The organism is Hymenobacter ginkgonis (genome assembly GCF_009755225.1).
In the GTDB taxonomy this organism is placed as follows: domain Bacteria; phylum Bacteroidota; class Bacteroidia; order Cytophagales; family Hymenobacteraceae; genus Hymenobacter; species Hymenobacter ginkgonis.
This window is the reverse complement of sequence record NZ_WQKZ01000011.1, coordinates 23,321-40,942: the sequence shown is the minus strand read 5'-3', so window position 1 is coordinate 40,942 and position 17,622 is coordinate 23,321. Positions and strand designations below refer to the sequence as shown.

The following is a 17,622-nucleotide window of genomic DNA, read 5'->3' as shown; positions in this document are numbered from 1 at the left end:
GAAGGCCCCTGAGCCTAGCTAGCTAAGCCTCCCGGCAGCGACGTTCGACAAACCCTCTTCGGAAAGGCCTCGAAAAACAGTGTTTTCGGGGCATTCGGTGTGGGTAGTGAAGCTATTCGAAAAACAGTAGGTTTCCGAACAAGACGCTAGCAGTTCACCAAAATGACCCTTTCACTGAACGCTCATTTATCCTTCTGGCTATACTTGTACTAGGCTTATCTTATCGCTTTACAGCCTTTCCTGTTCTCATGCTACCTATTTCACAAGATGTACTGCGCGTTTTAATGGCCAAGGGGGATTCTCTTAATCCTGAACTACTTGCGCTCATTCAAGAGTTGGCCCCTTCGGCTATTTGTGATTTTGTAATGCCCCGTTACCATTTATACGAGGTCTATAAGAACCGTCTAGGACTGAATTGGGACCCCTCCCCTCAAGACATCATCGCGCTAGACATCACCGAGGAATATTACGAGGGAATGATACAAAGTGTAAAAGCAATGGCTGCCAGCTCGCTGGCTAACACCCGTCTTCTCGAAGTCGAGTGCCTGGAGGGCGATTGCATTCTATTTGTAGAGGAAAATTTGAAGGAGGTACTGGGCATTATCTACTTCCCGCATAAGCTTGTAGAGGATAAGCCTCATTAAACGCTCCTTTCGGTGAACGCCGGGCAGCTGGCTGACACGAGGTGCTCGCAGGTCGCTATAGCACGGTACGAGTTTAAGAAACCCGTCTACCAATCAAAGTTTACGAAACGAACGTCGGCGACGAGTTTCGTAAACTGCGCCCCTTCCAAAAAAGGCTCGTTTCCTGAACTATCCGGCAGCGTGCCTAAACGGCTTAGAAACGCTGATTTCAGGAGCCGTCTTTGCAGCCTGTTTGTTAGACTGGGTAAATAGCTTTGACGTCGCGCTATTCAGTGACAAGTCGCATTACAGCTAGACGTTTAACTGATGCCTTACCACTCGCCTTTGACATTGACTAATGGGGCATAGCTAGAGAGGGTGGTCCAGTACAAACAGGCCCTGCCCTACGATAGGGTGCGGTGGTCTACATTTTTTTTGTTGGGCTGCCGACTTCCCCTACCCGTTCTTAGTCAAATAAGCCGCTGGATAAGTATTTCAATCCGGAGTCACAGGCCACGGTCACTACTACTCGACCGGGGCCCAATTCTTTCCCAAGCGCAATAGCCGCTGCTACATTCAAGCCACTGGAAGTTCCCGCTAAGATGCCTTCCTCCGAAGCCAATGATTTAGCCATTCGGCGTGCTTCCGATTCCTCGATTGCCCGTACCGCGTCGTAAGATACTTTACCTAAAAGAGGCGGGATAAAACCCACGCCAATGCCGTCCACTTTATGGCTGCCTGGTTTTCCTTGTGAAAGCAGGGCAGCCTCGGCCGGTTCCAGCACGACTACTCTCGTCGCAGGATTGGCGTTCTTTAATTCCTGGGATACGCCAGCCAGCATGCCGGCTGTGCCAACCGCGGCGCAAAACACATCTATAGGCTGCTTCACCTGGCTCAGTATTTCTTTCCCCATTCCTCGAAACCCTGTTAAGGCATCGGTATTTTCAAACTGCTTGGTCCAATAAAAGCCTTCTTGGGCACTTAATTTTTGTACGTGATTTATCATTCTAGGAATTAGATCCGGCGTGATCCCTCTCCCTTCGTTGGAAAGCAACTCTACTTCAGCGCCAAATACGCGCATGGCTTGTAGCTTTTCCTTCGCAAAAGCATCCGAGGAAATGGCTTTGAACCGATAGCCCTTCGCCCCACATACAAAAGCCAGCGAAGTCCCGGTGTTGCCCGCCGTGCACTCAATAACCGTCATTCCCGGCCGCAAAGCCCCCCTTTTTTCGGCTTCCTCGATAATGGCCAACACCATGCGGTCTTTGTAAGAGCCGGTGGGATTAACGTACTCCAGCTTTACGTAGATATCGGCACACTCATCGGGCACCAGTTTCCGTAATTTTATAAGCGGCGTGTTCCCGATGGCAGTGGTAATACTAGTCGTGGAAGCAGAGGCGGGGCGCATGGCGGTGCATTATCGTGAAGGTCTGTCAAGGATTGCCAGTAGGTAGTAAACAAGCTGAAAAGGCAGTGGGGTAAAGCTGGAAGCTTTCATGCGCTCGCGAGATAATTTGCGCGTAGCCTCTGCGCGTCAGGGGCAGATTGCGCTATGCCGGCTGTCGCGGCGATTGAACCAAATATAAGTAAAAAGTCTACGGCGGTCAAGGCTCTTTTCTGCCTGCTTTGGCCGAACAAGCCTGGCAGTACAGGTCGGTCGACTCGTTGCGGCTAGTGCGCAGCATCGGGCGTTTGCCCGCAGTGGTGCGCAGCATGATCGCCACCCAAGCGCCCTCCCCTACTCCAAATAGCTGACTAAAGCAGGTGAATTATTCAAGTCAGAAGGTGGGTCTCAGAGCTTTGATCTTACCGCTTTGTGAACCACACTTCTTGTTAAGTATTCTTCACAAGAATAATCGCGTTTCCGTGATAAAAAACAAAAAAAAGTATAGTTGTTATATTACAACTGAATTTACAACTAATATTGCAACTGATTTCAGTTTTTAATCTGCAATATGATTTACACCGTAGGCGGTATCAAAGGCGGCAGTGGCAAAACTACCATCGCCACTAACCTGACAGTGTTCTTGCTCCAGCAAGGCCGAGACGTATTACTAGTGGATGCTGACGACCAAGAGTCAGCAACGGACTTCACGGCCTTTCGGCACCAATCGCTTGATGGTGAATTAGGCTATACAGCCGTGAAGTTGACGGGTCGGGAGTTGCATGCCAGCGTCACGCGATTGGCCACTAAGTACGACGATATTGTCATTGACACGGGTGGAAGGGATACTGTTAGCCAGCGCTCAGCTCTAACCGTCTCGCATGCTTATCTGGTCCCATTTGCACCACGTTCGCTCGATATCTGGACTCTACGCAAAGTAGAGAATCTGATTGAGGAGGTCATGCCGTTTAATCAAGGTCTGCGCTGTCTCACATTCATTAATAAAGCAGATGCACGAGGTACTGCTAAAGATGAAGCTGCTGACTTACTACGCGGGGCAGCTAATCTGCAGTTTCTAGATACGTCAGTGGGTACTCGTATTGCATTTGCTAATGCAGCAGCAGCAGGCTTGGGAGTATTGGAGTTGCGCCCCGTGGACGAGAAAGCAAGCCAGGAGGTGACTGAGCTTTGCCGATTGATTCAACAAGCACTTAGTAAAGATACACAACCAGTTACATAGAAATACACAACTTGTTCTACAACTAAAAACAGTTGTAAAACAAGTTGTGAAATTAATTTTAATGCACTGACTATCTATGAAGAAACCGAAGCTTGGCTTACCGCCTGTCCATGTGCCTAGTCTCTCGCTGGAAGAGATGATTAACAAAGGTGGATCTGTGGCCTCAGAAGCGCTCCAGCCATCAGTAGTACCTCATGAGCCTGAAGAGGATAAACTCAAATCTTTTACTTTTAAAATATACGAAAGCGAATTGGCTCAGATCCGTGCGATCCAGGACGCACTACCCAAGCGAGACCGCATCTCTATTCATGATTTCGTGCTGGCTGCTGTGAAAGAAAAGATTAGACAAGAAGGTAAAACTGCAACTTGATTCACAACTAAAATTAGTTGTGAATCAAGTTGCAGTTCCAGAATTTTTAACCTTGTGAAATCTCCGTATTAAAGCAGGATCTTCGGCACATTGGAGTCGAATAGACACTAAATCTTCTCAATGAACCACAATTAATAGTTGCTTGGAGTAAGACTGGATGTAATCAAGTCCTTTACTAGCATACTAATAGTAACTATCATACTCTGTCAATTATAAAGGATGAGGATGTGATACCTAAATAAGTTGCAAGTATTTAATGTACATACATCAATCGAGCCCTTTGTGTGCGAAGCCATTATTTGACCGACTTGTCTGACTTTTTTTAACCGACTTGAAAGCTGAAAAAACAAGGAGCTATTCTCATTATTAAAAGCTTATTACAGTTATTAAATAGGTCATAACTCACTGATTACCAAACATTTATAAGTATGAGACCGGACTAAAGTACAGGGAGACCGGACTAAAGTACAGCGAGGAGGGACTGAGACCGGACTAAAGTACAGAGAGACCAGACCTAAGTACATGAGACCGGACTAAAGTACAGAGAGACCAGATTGCTTTCATAAGTTACCTTGCATTATGCAGAATGAGTTAAGCAAACCGTTATCTTCTTACAAAGGAGTTTGTTATGACAAGCTTAAAGGGCGGTGGAAGGCACGGGTACTTATAAATGGTAAGAGAGTATCAGTTGGTTATCACGACACAGCTGAGCAAGCCTACGAAGCTGTGCAACAAGCTCAACACCAGGCTGCTCTACCCACGGTAAAATTCATGGTGACGCCTGCACCAGATAATCCACCAGTTGCAACGGTTAGTGCAGAGCAACTACCAATACCCGATAATTATCAGGAGATAGTAGCGCGGGCGCGTCGTACGACAACAGTAGTGCAGCACAACACACTGGTCGAAACTCCCACAACTACCACTCTGCTAGAAGCACGTATTTTCTGTTTGATGCTGCGAACCATTCGCAAAGGAGATACTGAGGTTCCAACTGCTGTTATTCCGCTTGAAGAGCTATTTCCAACTTTTGGTGGTCATCAACATCAATTATTAGAAGCCGCTATGCTTCGAATGATGAGTGCCACTTTGCGGATACCTGAGCCAAATGAGGAGGATGTACATCTAGTTTCACTATGTGACTCTATGAGGTACGACAGTGCTACTAAGATGTTGATAGCAACCTTCGGTAAAGCAGTTACGCCGTACTTGGTAAATCTAGCAGGCAACTTTGCTTTAGCTGACGTAGACGAATTGCTAGCTATCAAGAGCAACAGTAGTCAAAGACTTTACTGGTTAATGCGGGCGTGGCAATTTAAGAGCCCGCATACAATCAGTGTGGAACAATTAAAAGAACTAACAGCCGCTAGTGATCACTATAAAGAATATAGTGATTTTCGTCGAAAAGTGCTCAAGCCTTCGGTAGCAGAGTTAAATGAATTAAGTTTTGATATTACTTATACAGAGCGTCGGCAACGTGGTCGGGCAGTTACTGATATTACCTTTAACATCAATAGAAAGAGCAAGCTAGAGCAGCTTGCGTTACCACTGAATACAGCAGCAATTGAAATTGTATCAGTACCACAACTTACCCCTTTGCAGCAGAAGGTGCAAACGCGGCTACAGAAGCTCAAGCTGACACAAGCTCAAATTAAGAAAGTGCTGGAGGTAGTAGTAGGGGAGGAGCAACTGACCAAACTGCTAAAAGAGACCTACCCCGTGCTACGTGACTTCGAAACCAAAGCCAAACCAGGGGAGAATGTAGCCGCAGCGACAATGGCACTCTTGAAGAGTACATTTCCTGCTATTTGGGCGGCTAACTAACTAATAATCAAGGTAGTATAAAATAGTATTCCGCGTAATATTTGGCTTTTATACCATTATAAACTGTTTAGTAACCAGGCAGTTACAGCCCTCGTATCGTTGGTTTCTGCCGCTTAACTGCTGGCTTATCTAAGCGCACTCGTCCGGGAGGCGTTTAGCACGCGGGGTTATCGGGGGCATTCCCGGACTGGGCCATCCGGGAATGCCCAGGCAAGGGGCTACTCTACCCAAAGCAAGTGGGACGCGACTTGCTCCCAGTGCGAGCCTTTTTTCACTAACAGGTACGCTGTTCGGCCACTGCCGAAGGCGTCCAGTTGGATATAGGCTTTGGTTTCATCGGCGGAGAACAGGGGTTGTGAAAACTGCTGATACGCGAGGGGGCCGCGGTAGTGGCTCCCCACGTGCTGCTGCCGCTCAAGCCGGTAGGAAGCCGGCGTCAACAGGTCACAGAGGGCAAACTGCGTGCTATCTAAGCGCCGTGGTCCCCCATTCCATTGGGGGACCACGGCGCTGGAGTCGGCCGACGTGAAGAAGCGCAGGCGCTGCCCTTGGACGGAGTAGGTGTGGCGCAGTAAATCGGCCAACCGCACCTCAAATTCGGCCGCCCGCGTGGCCTGGTTGTTCGAGCGCACCGCGAGTGGGAGTACCTGGGAGAACAGCGGGCGGGCCGACAGCGCCTGACCGAAAAGCTGATGGTCCGCCAGCAGTTCATTCGTTTGAATGACGGCTTGAATGACAGCCATTTCTTCCCGGGAGGCCACCTGAGGCAGCGTTTGGCCGGGCGGACTGGCGGGGGTGCAGGCAACGGCTAGACCAAGCAGCCAGCCCGTGCGAAAAACCGGGTTCATCCCACCAAAGTAGGGGCCAAATGGGCGTGGAATCTCCTGGCACTAGCCGACAAACCAGGAAAGTTGCTTTCTTTGAACGGATGAAAGTCGAAGAAGTGATTGACGCACTAACTACCCGCTTCTCCCTCTCTACGCGGGCCAAGTTTAGGCTAGGCACGCTGCCTTCCGGCTGGGGCTGGTTCTTAGTGCCGGTACCCGGCTATGTCGAATCCTCGGCCTACGGTCCCGTCCCCACGCGGGAAGTGGAATGGGTGGAAATTGACCCGCTTGTGCCCCAACACATCGGGCGGCTGGTCCCCCCTCGCCTCCTGGACCACACCCCGGAACTGCTCCACCAACTAGCCGAGCACGGCATCCCAGTGCAACTAGTAGAAGGGCGAATTCGCATCCGCTTTCCTGCCCCCTAACAAGCGATTCTGAAAGGTAGTGAAGCCCCCTTTGACGGGTTATACCTCCGCAACGCAGCGAGCTCCTTTACCTAATGCTCGTTGTCTGCCTCCTAACATAGTAAGCTTTAGCAGACAATTTGTTTGACCACGATGAAACTACTTGTGCTGGGCTTTGCGCTCGCCGCCTTGGCTGGACAGGCACCACCGCCGACACGTGGACCAGTAGAAGGCGCGGATAGAGTCGCTGTCCTGCTAGCCGATAGCGGGGCCATAGCCCGGGCCCGCGTAATGCAGGTGCTTGAAGCCTGGGGCTACCAGCTGCTGCCCTACGACGCCGTGACTAGGCAGCTGGGAACGAAGGCCAAGCAAACTCCCGAGGGGTGCTCGACTTCTATTCAAGCAACCGTGCTGGGGCACACTGTCCTGCTGTCGGCTTCCTCGTGGTGTCAACTCCAGCATTATCACCCGCAGCCCGTACACTACTCGGCCCACCGCCAAGTTCCCTTTGCTAACTTCGACTGCTACGCCTGAGGCTGGAACGAGCTCGCCGCGGTGGCAACCGGCCTAGCGGGCCAAAAAATAGTCACCTTTCCGCATCCCACGTCTCAACTCTAAAGGGGGCAGCAAACAACTCCCCTTTTTTCAGGTCCCCTCCACCACGCCTATGAAACGAGTAGTTGTGCGCGTCTTGCTTCTGGTAGTGGTGGTCCTCAGCGCGTATGGCGTGGTGGTTCACGGCCTAGCGTATCAGGTGGTGGGCTACCGTCCCTCTCCGCGCTCGTTGGACCCGCCGCACCTGGCCGCCGTCCAGGCCCGGCTTCCCCCGGCGGCAGCAAGGGCGCTTACGCCGACTGCCCTGCAACAGTTCGCGGTCGCCGAGACCGCGCGCCGCCTCACGTTTGCCATGAAGCATAACGCCTTGTCAGACCCCAATAAAATCCTAGATGGTCAGCAAGCGCACTGCAAAATGTATGCGTACGTGGTGGCGGCCACCTACAATCAAGTGGCCCAGCAACGACACTGGGAAGCCGCCTGCAGGGTCGCCTATGGGCACGTGTACCTCTACGGGGTGAACCTCCATCGCTTTGTGGGGGGGTCCTTCTTCAAAGACCACGATTTCTGCGTCTTCAGCGATCAGCAGGGAGCTTACGCCGCCGATGCCAGTCTCTACGACTACTTCTTGGTTGACCGGATTCGCCTGCGGAAATAGTCGCGGAGTGAAATAGCCGAGCTTGTCACATTACTCAAACGAGCCTCGTCAAAGGTGACAGCGGAGCTTATAATCTTACTTGAGGGTGCGCTTAGTTAACGTTATAAGCTCCACTGCTGCTTTGCAATAAATTTTATTCTTCGTCTTCCGGCATTTCATCGCGGTCAACTAACCCAGCTAGAAAAGTTGAGAAACTGTCTGCTACTGGCACATCCTCCTCCATCTCGGTATCAATCCAAGCTACCCGTGGCTCCGAGCCGTGGCGATAATCTAGTGTAATAAACCAATGGCCATCGCCACTTAGTAGCACTTGCTTTTCTGGTACTCCCCATTCTTGCGTCAGATACCCGCTGTCGAGGATACTCGCGCCCCCCCTATCGCTCGGAAGCAGACCAAACAGCTCATCGAAGGGCACATGGTTTTCGGCCCAGGAGGTCGGGTGGGCCATGGGGTACACAAAGCCACGGGTATATCCGCCGTTTTGCTGCTTCAGTAGCGCGAGCAAGTCAGCTGGTAAGTGCACCGCTAGCTGCTGCTCAGCTTGCTGAATAAACTCGGTGGTCAAGGGAGGCGGTACTTTGTCCGTCTCATCCCAAAAGTTAGTGAGGTCAATTGCCATAGAAGGGGCAAGATAGGAGTTGGATGACTCAACTTAGCCGAGCTTATAGAAGGGTGTGAAGCCCACTGTAGTAACTGAAAAAAGCTTATTTATTAGCTTGTCACATTACTTGAACGGTCAGTTAAGAGACGTTACAAGCAGGCAGTTGGCTAGAAAATGTATCTACTCCTTCTACCTAGTTGCGCCGAAAACAGAAGCCCTCTAGATGTAAAGCATTGAGCTGTAGACTAACTGGATAAACTACTTGATAAACGCACTCCAACACCACTGTATCCCAAACGGCTGGCTAGCTCAACGCGTAGCGGGCGGGCAGGTCTGGGGGCAACGACAGGCTAGCATCGAAAAAGCAGGTGAGCCCCTGGAGTACCAAAGCGGTACCCGTGTCCGGCTGGAACGGGAAGTCTAGGTAGCCCGGCCAGCTTCGAGCGAGATAACTTCGACGAGTACCAGCGTATCAGCTCCCTCATAGAGGGCAAAATTGTCGGTTTCCGTTCCAAAGAAGGCCTAAGCGGGACTATATAAAAACAAGGAGTCCAGGCCCATCTGAGCTGTTACTTCCCAGTAAAGGCTAGTCTCATGTTCCGTGCCCTGCCAGTGCCTAGCAGCGGCAAGTGCGCTGATATCTAAGGGGGCACCTGCCGTTTCGCTATAGACAAGCAACTGGCATAAGGAAGTTTTCATACAAGCCTGCTAGGCTTAAATTAAAGAATGGCCAATCCGCGCCAATAGCGCTTGACGCTCGCCGGACTATTTCCCGTCACCGTCCAATCTCGGCCACCGACAAGCCTTTTTCCAAGGCCTTGGCTTCTCGGCATCGCGCCCGGCCAGCTAGCCGAGGTGCTTGCTTTGCTGCTTGGCCAGGTCGATACCGGCTAAGCTCTTCTCGCGGTTGTTCTCCCGCTCGTACTGATTGAAAGAGAAAAATACCCCAATAATCATCTTGCCTGCTGGCGTGCGCGAATCGGTGCCCAGGTCGAGGGCCTGAAAGTGCGCGCTGCGGCGGTTGAACTCTTCCACAAGCTGAATCGGCTAGCAGTTCATTGAGGGCAGGGCTACTGATGCGGCTTCCCGACACTTTCTCCTGAAAGATGCGGGTGCACCCAGCGCGGGTCAGGTCGTCGAGTTGGGTGGCCAGGTTTCGGTTGGTGGCTGAAACTCGGGCGTAGCCGAAAATGTGCTGCATGGCTCAACAAGTATGGATCACAAAACCAAACCGCAAAAGCTTTCAGAATTCACGTCTTGACCCGCTAAAAACAGCCTTTTTTGGTTGGGGTAGGATAGGAGAGGGGGTAGTAGGGAGGTGCAATTTTCTACTCCCAAGATTAATAGCTACTTGATTTTTCATTACCAAGAGATCGTACCTGCAAATTATAGTGCGTGCCTAAACTGATAATTGAAATAGGTATAGGTAAGTATTTTTAGGATGTTATCCCCGTCTCATCTAGTTTTGTTGGAATTACTAACTAAGTAATTATAGCGCATACGTAGTATTATGTGGCTAATCAAAGATCAATTTTGCTTTTGCGTATGGCGCAACGTCTACTCTGTATCCTCCTGTTCTTAGGTATTTATACAACTGGGTATAGTCAATCGCATCCGGTAGATCCCTCTCCCGCACCAGCTTTACTGCCCCAGCGTGTTCCCCCATCGCCCACGACGGCGGCACTCGAGCGTTACGGGCTCATGCCGGTCAATGAATCAACGGGAACTCCCGCCATCAGTATCCCGCTCTACGAGATTCGGTCGGGGCAGCTCACTGTACCGATTAGTCTAAGCTATCATGCCTCAGGCATTCGGGTGAGTGACGCTGCTTCTTGGGTAGGCCTTGGCTGGTCCTTGAACGCAGGGGGCGTAATCACCCGCGTTACTCGAGGCAGTGCAGATGATGCACCCCGAATGAGTAACTACCAGGAAAACTACGCTCAAGTACCACTGGCTGATACCCTGCGAACCCAAGTAAGTGGGGCCAGTCCGGAGATGAATCCAACTTCCATTTATTATCTGCTGGACCGCATAGTTCAGAATAAAGTAGATTATAGTCCTGATTTATTTTCCTATAATTTTTCTGAGCAGTCTGGCTGCTTCATGCAAGACAACCACGGCCAGTATCAAACCTTGCCGCTTCGGCCGCTACACATCAGTGCAGTAGACTCCGCCATTTCTATTGTGGATGAGCACGGCACCACTTATCTCTTTAAAGATAAAGAGTATAGTTTCGTCAGTCCACGAACAATAGAACAACATATTTCAGCTTGGTACCTCTCACGGATGGTGTCTGCAGATCGAGCAGATACTATTCGTTTCGAATATGAATATGTTAGGGCAACCACCACACCACTTGTGAACCAGCAGGTGAGTATTGTCAGCAGTATGAATAATATTGCCGACGTTGGCGACATAATCGCCCCCCCACCTCCGGATGATTATAAAGTAGAGATTCTGACTAAAGCTATCGTACGTGCGAAGCGACTAAAGCGTATTTATTTTCGAGGTGGCGAATTAGTAATATCTAGCTTAGATAATCGCCTGGATGGAGTGGGGGATCAAACGCTTCATTCGCTCGCAGTGGTCTCGTCCACTAAATCAGATACGCTCAAAAACTTCGTATTCTATCAGTCCTATTTTAATCAAGACAAGTCGCTTATACCAGACGCTGATCACTATCTACGCTTGCGGTTAGATTCTCTCAGACTATGCGCCACGGCTAAACAGGATGCGCAGCCTCCTTATCGCTTCACTTATAACGCGACTGAACTACCGGACCGAATTTTCGGGGGTCGTGATTATTGGGGCTATCCAAATGGGACTGGAATAGCTTATTCCCCGAACCAGTCGCCCTGGCTGGTACCCGCCGTGGAGATTCAATCCTTAACCTTCAAGGGGCCCTACACGCTGCCTACCGGGGCCGACCGTCGCCTTAATCCGGCCTATACCCAGGCGGGGATGCTCACGCAAATTACTTATCCTACGGGTGGCAGCCAGGCGTTTGACTATGAATCAAATACGCTCGCGGAATCCTACCGAGTACCAAAAAAACGCACGGAACTTGCGCTTTATGCCGATGAAGGGACGGTGGGACCGCCCCCGTTCAGGTGTAAAACTTCGACGCAGATTCTACAGGTAACCAAACCATTAGATTACATTCGGTATCACGCTGTGGTTCATTTCGACGCACAGGCTGCCGCGGCCTCAACTAGCCCTGCACACCGTTACCTAGGTTCTGCTTCGATCATTGATATTACCGATCCAGCTAAGCAGTTGGTACTAGCATCCACTATTCTACAGGGTGGTACTCCTTCTGTTGAAACAGTAGAAGTAAGGGATTCCAGTTCCCGCACTGGAAGTTCACTCGCACTAGTAGTTGGCCACACCTACCGCTTGGAAACCATGGAATGTGGTCCCTATACAGCTAGCCTTACTATCTCGTACGAGGATGCTGGCGACCTGTATAAAGTCCATAACGTTTTTACCGGAGGCGTTCGCCTGCGCGCTGAGCGCTTGCAGGCAGCACCTAAAGCTCCAGTTACTATCCGTCGCTACTATTACGCGCCTCCAGGCAGCACAGCAAGCAGTGGCCAGCTCATCAACCCCACTCCCCCAGTGTATGTGCGCTCTCACATCTCACGTGTGGATGGGTCAGGATTAGATGTTTATGGTGTGACCAAAGATGACCCCGTATTTTTATACCACAAGGCTTCTGTTGTAGATATTAAATACGCCGTTGTCAGCTCTAATTCATTAGGAGAGCTAGAGGGAGCGGATCAAATAGTCGGCTATAAAACGGTTACCGTGGTTGATAGTGCCTCAACGGGGCAGACACAGGGCCGCACTGTAAGCACGTACTCATTTGATACGGACCAAACAGGTGGGAGTGAGTTTATAACAAGTCCCAAAGTGCAGTCCGCCTGGAAAAGAGGCAATCTGCTAACTCAGCGCCAGTATCGAGCGACTACCCCGGGTAAATTAGACTTGGTCGCAAAAATGGAACAGCGTTACGAGACACGCGATACCCTTGACATTGTCGGCTTTATTGCAGCGCCCAATGTCACTTTCACTAATCATGCTTTAACCACCACAGCCTATTTAGGCTCTAATGGGGCATATCCTGCCACGCCGTTCGTCTATACCAATACGCATCAAATGAGCGGTTGGCAACGGGTCAGCCAGCGCCAACAGTATCAGTATGCTCCGGGCGATACGACCTCTTTTCAGTTAATAACTACTTCTTACCACTATGGTAATGCCCGCCACCAGCAGCCGACTTTGGTCGAGACTACGTTGTCGAATGGGCAACGCCAGCAAGTGCACTCGCGCTACGCAGCGGATTACGATGTCGCGCAGCTAAATACTACCAGTAGTGGGCCCGCCCGAGCCCTGGGGGAACTCGTCCGCACGCACGCCGTGGCCCAGTTGGTGGAGCAGACGACCACGCGCCTCACCCCCAAGGATACGCTCGTTACCCAGAGCCAGCTTACCTTTTCTCAAATCCTGGCTCCAGGCGTAGTCGTGCCGGCGCGCCAACTCGCTTACCAGGCCAGCGCGCCAACTCCTTGGCGCCAGTTCCAGCGGGCGGAACTCCGCGCGGGGCAATTGCGCGCGGATGCGCGCTACGAAGCGCGTCTCGTCTTCGATCGCTACGATGCCCAGCGTAATCTCACGCAAGCGCATTTAGTAGGCGGTACGCCCCTGACCTACCTGTGGGACTACACGACCAACGAGCCGTTGGCGAAGGTCACGAACGCAGCGAGCACGCAAGTCGCTTGCACCAGTTTCGAGCTGGGCGCTACAGGCCGGTGGCACTTCGACTCCACGACGACGAGCGCCTACCGCGTACTGGGTGGCCGTACGGGTCGTTGGGCCTATCAGTTAGTGCCCGGCCAAAATCAGGTAAGTCGGGCCAACTTGCCCGCGGCTACTTATGAGTTGCTGCTCTGGGCGCAGGGGGGAGCGCCCGTTATCTATCAAAACGGGACCCTGGTCCCGGCCGCGAGCCAGCATTTCGTGGCAGCGCGCCCGGATGGGTGGAAACAGTACCGCACCCTGCTCGTGTTAACGCAAAGCTTCGGCGGCAACGCCGTGAATTTGCTGGCGCCGACAGGCAGCTCGCTTCTACTGGATGAGGTGCGCTTAGCCCCTGTCCAGGCCCAGCTCACGAGTTACACCTACGATGGGCTGCGCGGAATGACGAGCCAGACGGATCCCACGGGGCGGACCGTGACCTACGAGTACGACGGGTTGGGTCGGCTGGTGCGCACCCGCGATGAGCAGGGACGGATCCTCTCCCAGCAGCAATACCACTACGCCGGGAAATAAAGCCCTCACTTTCTTCTATTAAGTAGCTATTTGCCTATGTCATTAAAACTATTACTCATCTTTATTTTCGTTTTTTTAGGTAGCGAAAACTACCGCTGTTATGGGCAATCAGCTCCATCTAGTACGAGTGCCCAACCTCCCACTTTATTGCCTCAACGGGTACCTGCCTCCCCAACGGCAGCGGCTTTAGAGCGTTATGCGCTTATGCCGGTGAATGAATCGTCGGGAACACCTACTATTAACGTTCCCTTGTATACCATTCAATGTGGTAGCCTAAGTGTGCCTTTAAGTTTGAGTTATCATGCTTCTGGCGTACGCGTAGCTGATATCGCCTCTTGGGTTGGACTAGGCTGGTCTCTTAATGCGGGGGGCGTCATCACGCGGGTCGTACGAGGCATGCCAGATGAAGAACCCAATGGCTTCCGCGAAAAATTCAACCACGTTCCCCTCAGCTATCAGCTCAATCCTGTGGTTGGTCAACAGAGTGGCGTGCCAAATGCAGATTATTATTTACTTGACCGCGTTGCTCAGCACCGAGAGGACTATGAGCCGGATTTATATGCCTTCAACTTTGGGGGACATTCGGGCTATTTCATGCAAGACACAGCGGGCGTATTCAAAGCCTTTCCGTTGCAAGCACTACGCGTCGTTGTTACTGATTCGGCCATTACGTTAACGGATGAACAAGGAGTGCACTATGCGTTCAATGATCGCGAGTACAGTCGAACTCAGGCAAAGCTTAGTGTGCAACATATTTCCGCGTGGTATTTAAGCCAGATCATCTCGGCTGACCAGGCTGATACCGTTCGGTTCATGTATGAACGGGAGAGTATCCGGAGTAAAATCTACTCTATCAGCCAACAAATCAGTATTGTTAGCAGTATCTATTCGCTTTATGATGGCCGTGATGGCGGCTTGAGTCGCATCCCGCAAGACGATTATAAAGAGGCCGTACCAGCGGTTACTTACCTCTGGACAAAACGCCTGCAACGTATCACCTTTCGAGGGGGGACGGTAAGCACCGTGACGCGGGGTAACCGACTTGATGGTATAGGTGATGAATCATTGCGCTCCTTGCACATTGTATCACGTAACGGGCAAGATACCTTAAAACGAGTGGTGCTCTATCACTCATACTTCAACCAGGCTACAACTGCCCTGCCGGATTCACTTAGCTCACGCTACTTGCGTCTGCGCCTAGACTCTGTCGTCATCAGCAGCCGAGCCGCTGATGTGCAAGAGCCGCCCTATCGCTTTACATACAACGGCCTTGCTTTGCCAGATCGCCTAACTGGTTCCCGTGATTATTGGGGCTATGCCAATAATGGCAAGCAAGGCAGTGCTTTTGGACTTATTCCCACTACAACAGTCGCCTCGCTAGCTAATGTGAAGCCCCTTACAGTGGGGGGAGGGGACCGGAAGCCAAATCCAGCGTATGTGCAAGCAGGCATTCTTACCCAAATTCGGTATCCCTCCGGCGGGAAACAGACTTTCACGTATGAGCCCAACACCATTACGGAGACGTACCAGTTACCCGTCCCTCGTTTCACCCACCACGTAGATGTGGCTACGGGGCCCAGTGGGGAGGAAGTAACCAATACGGTTGCTTTCGAAGTAACGGCCGCTGTCACTCAAATCAGCTGTCAGATCGGCGGTTTTCGGACTAGTAACCCCAATTTCCCAAAAAATGACGCTCATTTCTCGGTACATAACTTAACCCTGAACACGACAGTTTCTTGGGCAACTGCGGGCAACTCACCTTCCCTAGCACTCACCCCGTCTCTAGCATTACCTCCAGGGAAATATGAGTTGATAGCCACCGCCAGAGGAGAGGCGGGTGGTTACCTGGAGGTGTCGTATCAACTGCAAGCGCCCGCAACTTATGGCCAGCGTAATGCAATAGCGGGGGGGGTACGTATTCGAACGGAACAGCTACAGGCAGCTTCTCGAGGTCTTACTACCTTTCGCCGGTACTACTACCAGACTCCTGGCACCACGTGGAGCAGTGGCAAATTAGTCAATGAGTCGCCCCCCTTATATGTCCGAACGCAGCTGGCGCGGGTGGAGGGTGCCGGTAACCCCAATTGCGTCAATCAAGGCAGTGTATTGTGTACTACTACTTCTATTATTGACGTCACCTATACAGTCATTAGTTCTAACTCCCTCGGGGAACTAGAGGGACAAGATCAAGTTGTAAGCTACCAAGCTGTCACAGTCTTGGATAGCTCCTCGACAAAACAGACTACTGGGCGTACCGTCAGCACCTATTCAACAGCAACGGAGAGCGCTACCAATGAAAAGCCGTTCCCGCCTAAAATTCTCACTTCCTGGAAACGAGGAAATCTCCTAACCCAGCTGAAATACGCGACGGCTCCTGATGGTCGTGACTGGTTAGTAACTAAGCTGGTGCATCAGTATACCACGCTGGATTCAATCACTTTCCTTGGATTTATTGTGGCTCCTGATGCCACTTTTAGTGGAAATACCTTGCTAACGATGGGCAATCAAGCAGTGCCTTTTGCTTATCGGAATACCAGGCAACAAAGCGGTTGGCAACATGTAACGCAGACACAACTCTTTTCCTACGCTTTAGGCGACACGAGTGCCTACCATTTAACGACGACTGCCTATAGCTACGGAAATACCCGCCACTGCCAGCCAACCCTGGTTGAGACGATATTGTCTGATGGGCAGCGCCAGCAAATGCGCTCGCGCTACGCGGCTGACTACGACGTCACGCAGGTAACGGACACGAGCCCGGCGCCGGCGCGGGCCCTGCGGGAATTAGTGCGCAACCACGCCGTGGCGCAACTCGTGGAGCAAACAAGTACCCGTCTGACTCGTGCGGATACGTTGGTTACCCAAAGCCAACTCCATCTAGGACGCGTGCTGGCCCCGGGCGTGGTGGTGCCCGCCCAGCAATTGGCCTACCAGGTGACGCAGCCGCTGGCCTGGCGTTCATTCCGACCTTTTCAGCTGCAAGCCGGCTCGCCACACTACGATCCGCACTATGCCTTGCAAGTCGTGTTTGACCGCTACGACGCCCAGCGCCAGCTAGTCCAGGCGCATATGCCCGGGGGGAGCTCCTTAAGCTACCTGTGGGATTCGCGCACAGGGCAACCCCTGGCCAAAGCAAGTAATGCCCTAGTAACCCAGCTTGCCTGCACCAGCTTCGAGCCGGGAGCGGCAGGGCGCTGGACGTATGACATGCATTTAGGGATTGGGCAACGCCTGGTGGAGGGGCAAGGCCACAGCGGCCGTTGGGCGTATCGCCTCGATGACAGTTTTGGCGTGTCGCGCGACTCACTGCCCGCGGGTGACTACGAACTCTCCTACTGGCGGCAAAACGCGGCTACGCCCCTGCTGCAAGTGCAGGGAGGAAGCGCTACCGGGACGGCGCAGACTGTGGCCAGTGCCCCGGGCGGGTGGCAGCAGCAGCGTATTCGCCTGCACTTCCCCAACCGCGGCTCCGTGCGTTTGGGGGGTGGGGGCACCAGCTTGTTGCTGGATGACGTGGTCTTGCAACCTGTGGGCGCCCAGTTGACGAGCTACACTTATGATGCGCTGCGCGGGATGACGAGCCAGACGGACGCGACGGGCCGCACCGTGACCTACGAATATGATGGACTGGGCCGACTGGTGCGCACCCGCGACGAGCAGGGGCGCATCCTTTCCCAGCAGCAGTATCACTACGCCGGCAAATAAGGACCCCTGTTGCCGGTCTCCCGCCTTCTTTTCCGTTTGCTTATTCCCGCCTCTATGCGCCGGACCTCTACTGCTTACCCTTTCCGTTTTCTCTGCC

At 52.1% G+C, this 17,622-nt stretch carries 12 protein-coding genes and 1 pseudogene; 9 read left to right on the top strand and 4 right to left on the bottom strand.

Annotated features, from left to right (window positions below; translation table 11 throughout):
* The first annotated feature begins 248 nt into the window (after nt 1-248).
* Entirely contained in the window at nt 249-644 is a 396-nt protein-coding gene (locus GO988_RS23075; protein ID WP_157570001.1) for a hypothetical protein, read from the top strand.
* A 445-nt stretch (nt 645-1,089) separates the two neighbouring features.
* Here GO988_RS23075 and GO988_RS23070 read toward each other — a convergent pair whose 3' ends face one another.
* Nucleotides 1,090-2,031 carry a PLP-dependent cysteine synthase family protein gene (locus GO988_RS23070; RefSeq protein WP_157570000.1) on the bottom strand — a complete coding sequence of 314 codons (942 nt, stop codon included), beginning with the start codon at nt 2,029-2,031 and terminating at the stop codon, nt 1,090-1,092.
* A gap of 547 nt (nt 2,032-2,578) precedes the next feature.
* Here GO988_RS23070 and GO988_RS23065 point away from each other — a divergent pair.
* From GO988_RS23065 to GO988_RS23055, 3 genes are all read left to right on the top strand, one after another.
* Complete coding sequence (locus GO988_RS23065) at nt 2,579-3,247, top strand: AAA family ATPase (RefSeq protein ID WP_157569999.1); 669 nt, start codon at nt 2,579-2,581, stop codon at nt 3,245-3,247.
* A gap of 76 nt (nt 3,248-3,323) precedes the next feature.
* Nucleotides 3,324-3,617 (top strand): hypothetical protein, encoded by a 294-nt coding sequence (locus GO988_RS23060; RefSeq protein WP_157569998.1) that lies wholly within the window; start codon nt 3,324-3,326, stop codon nt 3,615-3,617.
* 579 nt (nt 3,618-4,196) lie between these two features.
* Nucleotides 4,197-5,441 (top strand): RepB family plasmid replication initiator protein, encoded by a 1,245-nt coding sequence (locus tag GO988_RS23055; protein ID WP_157569997.1) that lies wholly within the window; start codon nt 4,197-4,199, stop codon nt 5,439-5,441.
* Nucleotides 5,442-5,659: 218 nt separating this feature from the next.
* On the opposite strand, the gene GO988_RS23050 is transcribed toward GO988_RS23055, so the two are convergent.
* Nucleotides 5,660-6,289: a hypothetical protein gene (locus tag GO988_RS23050; protein ID WP_157569996.1), complete on the bottom strand. Its 630-nt coding sequence runs from the start codon at nt 6,287-6,289 to the stop codon at nt 5,660-5,662.
* A gap of 80 nt (nt 6,290-6,369) precedes the next feature.
* Here GO988_RS23050 and GO988_RS23045 point away from each other — a divergent pair, with 80 nt between their 5' ends.
* The 3 genes from GO988_RS23045 to GO988_RS23035 all read left to right on the top strand — a co-directional run bounded on the left by GO988_RS23045 (nt 6,370) and on the right by GO988_RS23035 (nt 7,888).
* Nucleotides 6,370-6,696 carry a DUF6678 family protein gene (locus GO988_RS23045; protein ID WP_157569995.1) on the top strand — a complete coding sequence of 109 codons (327 nt, stop codon included), beginning with the start codon at nt 6,370-6,372 and terminating at the stop codon, nt 6,694-6,696.
* A gap of 132 nt (nt 6,697-6,828) precedes the next feature.
* A complete protein-coding gene (locus GO988_RS23040; protein WP_157569994.1) occupies nt 6,829-7,209 on the top strand; it encodes a hypothetical protein in 381 nt (126 codons plus the stop codon).
* 133 nt (nt 7,210-7,342) lie between these two features.
* The gene (locus GO988_RS23035; protein ID WP_157569993.1) at nt 7,343-7,888 is read left to right on the top strand and encodes a hypothetical protein; all 546 of its coding nucleotides are present in this window, start codon (nt 7,343-7,345) and stop codon (nt 7,886-7,888) included.
* A gap of 133 nt (nt 7,889-8,021) precedes the next feature.
* On the opposite strand, the gene GO988_RS23030 is transcribed toward GO988_RS23035, so the two are convergent.
* Nucleotides 8,022-8,507 (bottom strand): SMI1/KNR4 family protein, encoded by a 486-nt coding sequence (locus GO988_RS23030; RefSeq protein WP_157569992.1) that lies wholly within the window; start codon nt 8,505-8,507, stop codon nt 8,022-8,024.
* Nucleotides 8,508-9,335: 828 nt separating this feature from the next.
* A pseudogene (locus GO988_RS23025) lies at nt 9,336-9,690 on the bottom strand (recombinase family protein).
* Between the two features lie 713 nt (nt 9,691-10,403).
* Between GO988_RS23025 and GO988_RS23020 the strand changes: the two are divergent.
* Together GO988_RS23020 and GO988_RS23015 are read left to right on the top strand one after the other, a co-directional pair.
* Nucleotides 10,404-13,820: an RHS repeat domain-containing protein gene (locus GO988_RS23020; RefSeq protein ID WP_198173018.1), complete on the top strand. Its 3,417-nt coding sequence runs from the start codon at nt 10,404-10,406 to the stop codon at nt 13,818-13,820.
* Nucleotides 13,821-13,856: 36 nt separating this feature from the next.
* The gene (locus tag GO988_RS23015; RefSeq protein ID WP_157569989.1) at nt 13,857-17,525 is read left to right on the top strand and encodes an RHS repeat domain-containing protein; all 3,669 of its coding nucleotides are present in this window, start codon (nt 13,857-13,859) and stop codon (nt 17,523-17,525) included.
* The last annotated feature ends 97 nt before the right edge of the window (nt 17,526-17,622 follow it).

Excerpts from the sequence above, each read along its gene's own strand:
- GO988_RS23015 (WP_157569989.1), top strand. The coding sequence starts at position 13,857 with ATGTCATTAAAACTATTACTCATCTTTATTTTCGTTTTTTTAGGTAGC.
- GO988_RS23030 (WP_157569992.1), bottom strand. The coding sequence starts at position 8,507 with ATGGCAATTGACCTCACTAACTTTTGGGATGAGACGGACAAAGTACCG.
- GO988_RS23055 (WP_157569997.1), top strand. The coding sequence starts at position 4,197 with ATGCAGAATGAGTTAAGCAAACCGTTATCTTCTTACAAAGGAGTTTGT.
- GO988_RS23045 (WP_157569995.1), top strand. The coding sequence starts at position 6,370 with ATGAAAGTCGAAGAAGTGATTGACGCACTAACTACCCGCTTCTCCCTC.
- GO988_RS23020 (WP_198173018.1), top strand. The coding sequence starts at position 10,404 with ATGAGTAACTACCAGGAAAACTACGCTCAAGTACCACTGGCTGATACC.
- GO988_RS23035 (WP_157569993.1), top strand. The coding sequence starts at position 7,343 with ATGAAACGAGTAGTTGTGCGCGTCTTGCTTCTGGTAGTGGTGGTCCTC.
- GO988_RS23040 (WP_157569994.1), top strand. The coding sequence starts at position 6,829 with ATGAAACTACTTGTGCTGGGCTTTGCGCTCGCCGCCTTGGCTGGACAG.
- GO988_RS23050 (WP_157569996.1), bottom strand. The coding sequence starts at position 6,289 with ATGAACCCGGTTTTTCGCACGGGCTGGCTGCTTGGTCTAGCCGTTGCC.
- GO988_RS23070 (WP_157570000.1), bottom strand. The coding sequence starts at position 2,031 with ATGCGCCCCGCCTCTGCTTCCACGACTAGTATTACCACTGCCATCGGG.
- GO988_RS23060 (WP_157569998.1), top strand. The coding sequence starts at position 3,324 with ATGAAGAAACCGAAGCTTGGCTTACCGCCTGTCCATGTGCCTAGTCTC.
- GO988_RS23065 (WP_157569999.1), top strand. The coding sequence starts at position 2,579 with ATGATTTACACCGTAGGCGGTATCAAAGGCGGCAGTGGCAAAACTACC.
- GO988_RS23075 (WP_157570001.1), top strand. The coding sequence starts at position 249 with ATGCTACCTATTTCACAAGATGTACTGCGCGTTTTAATGGCCAAGGGG.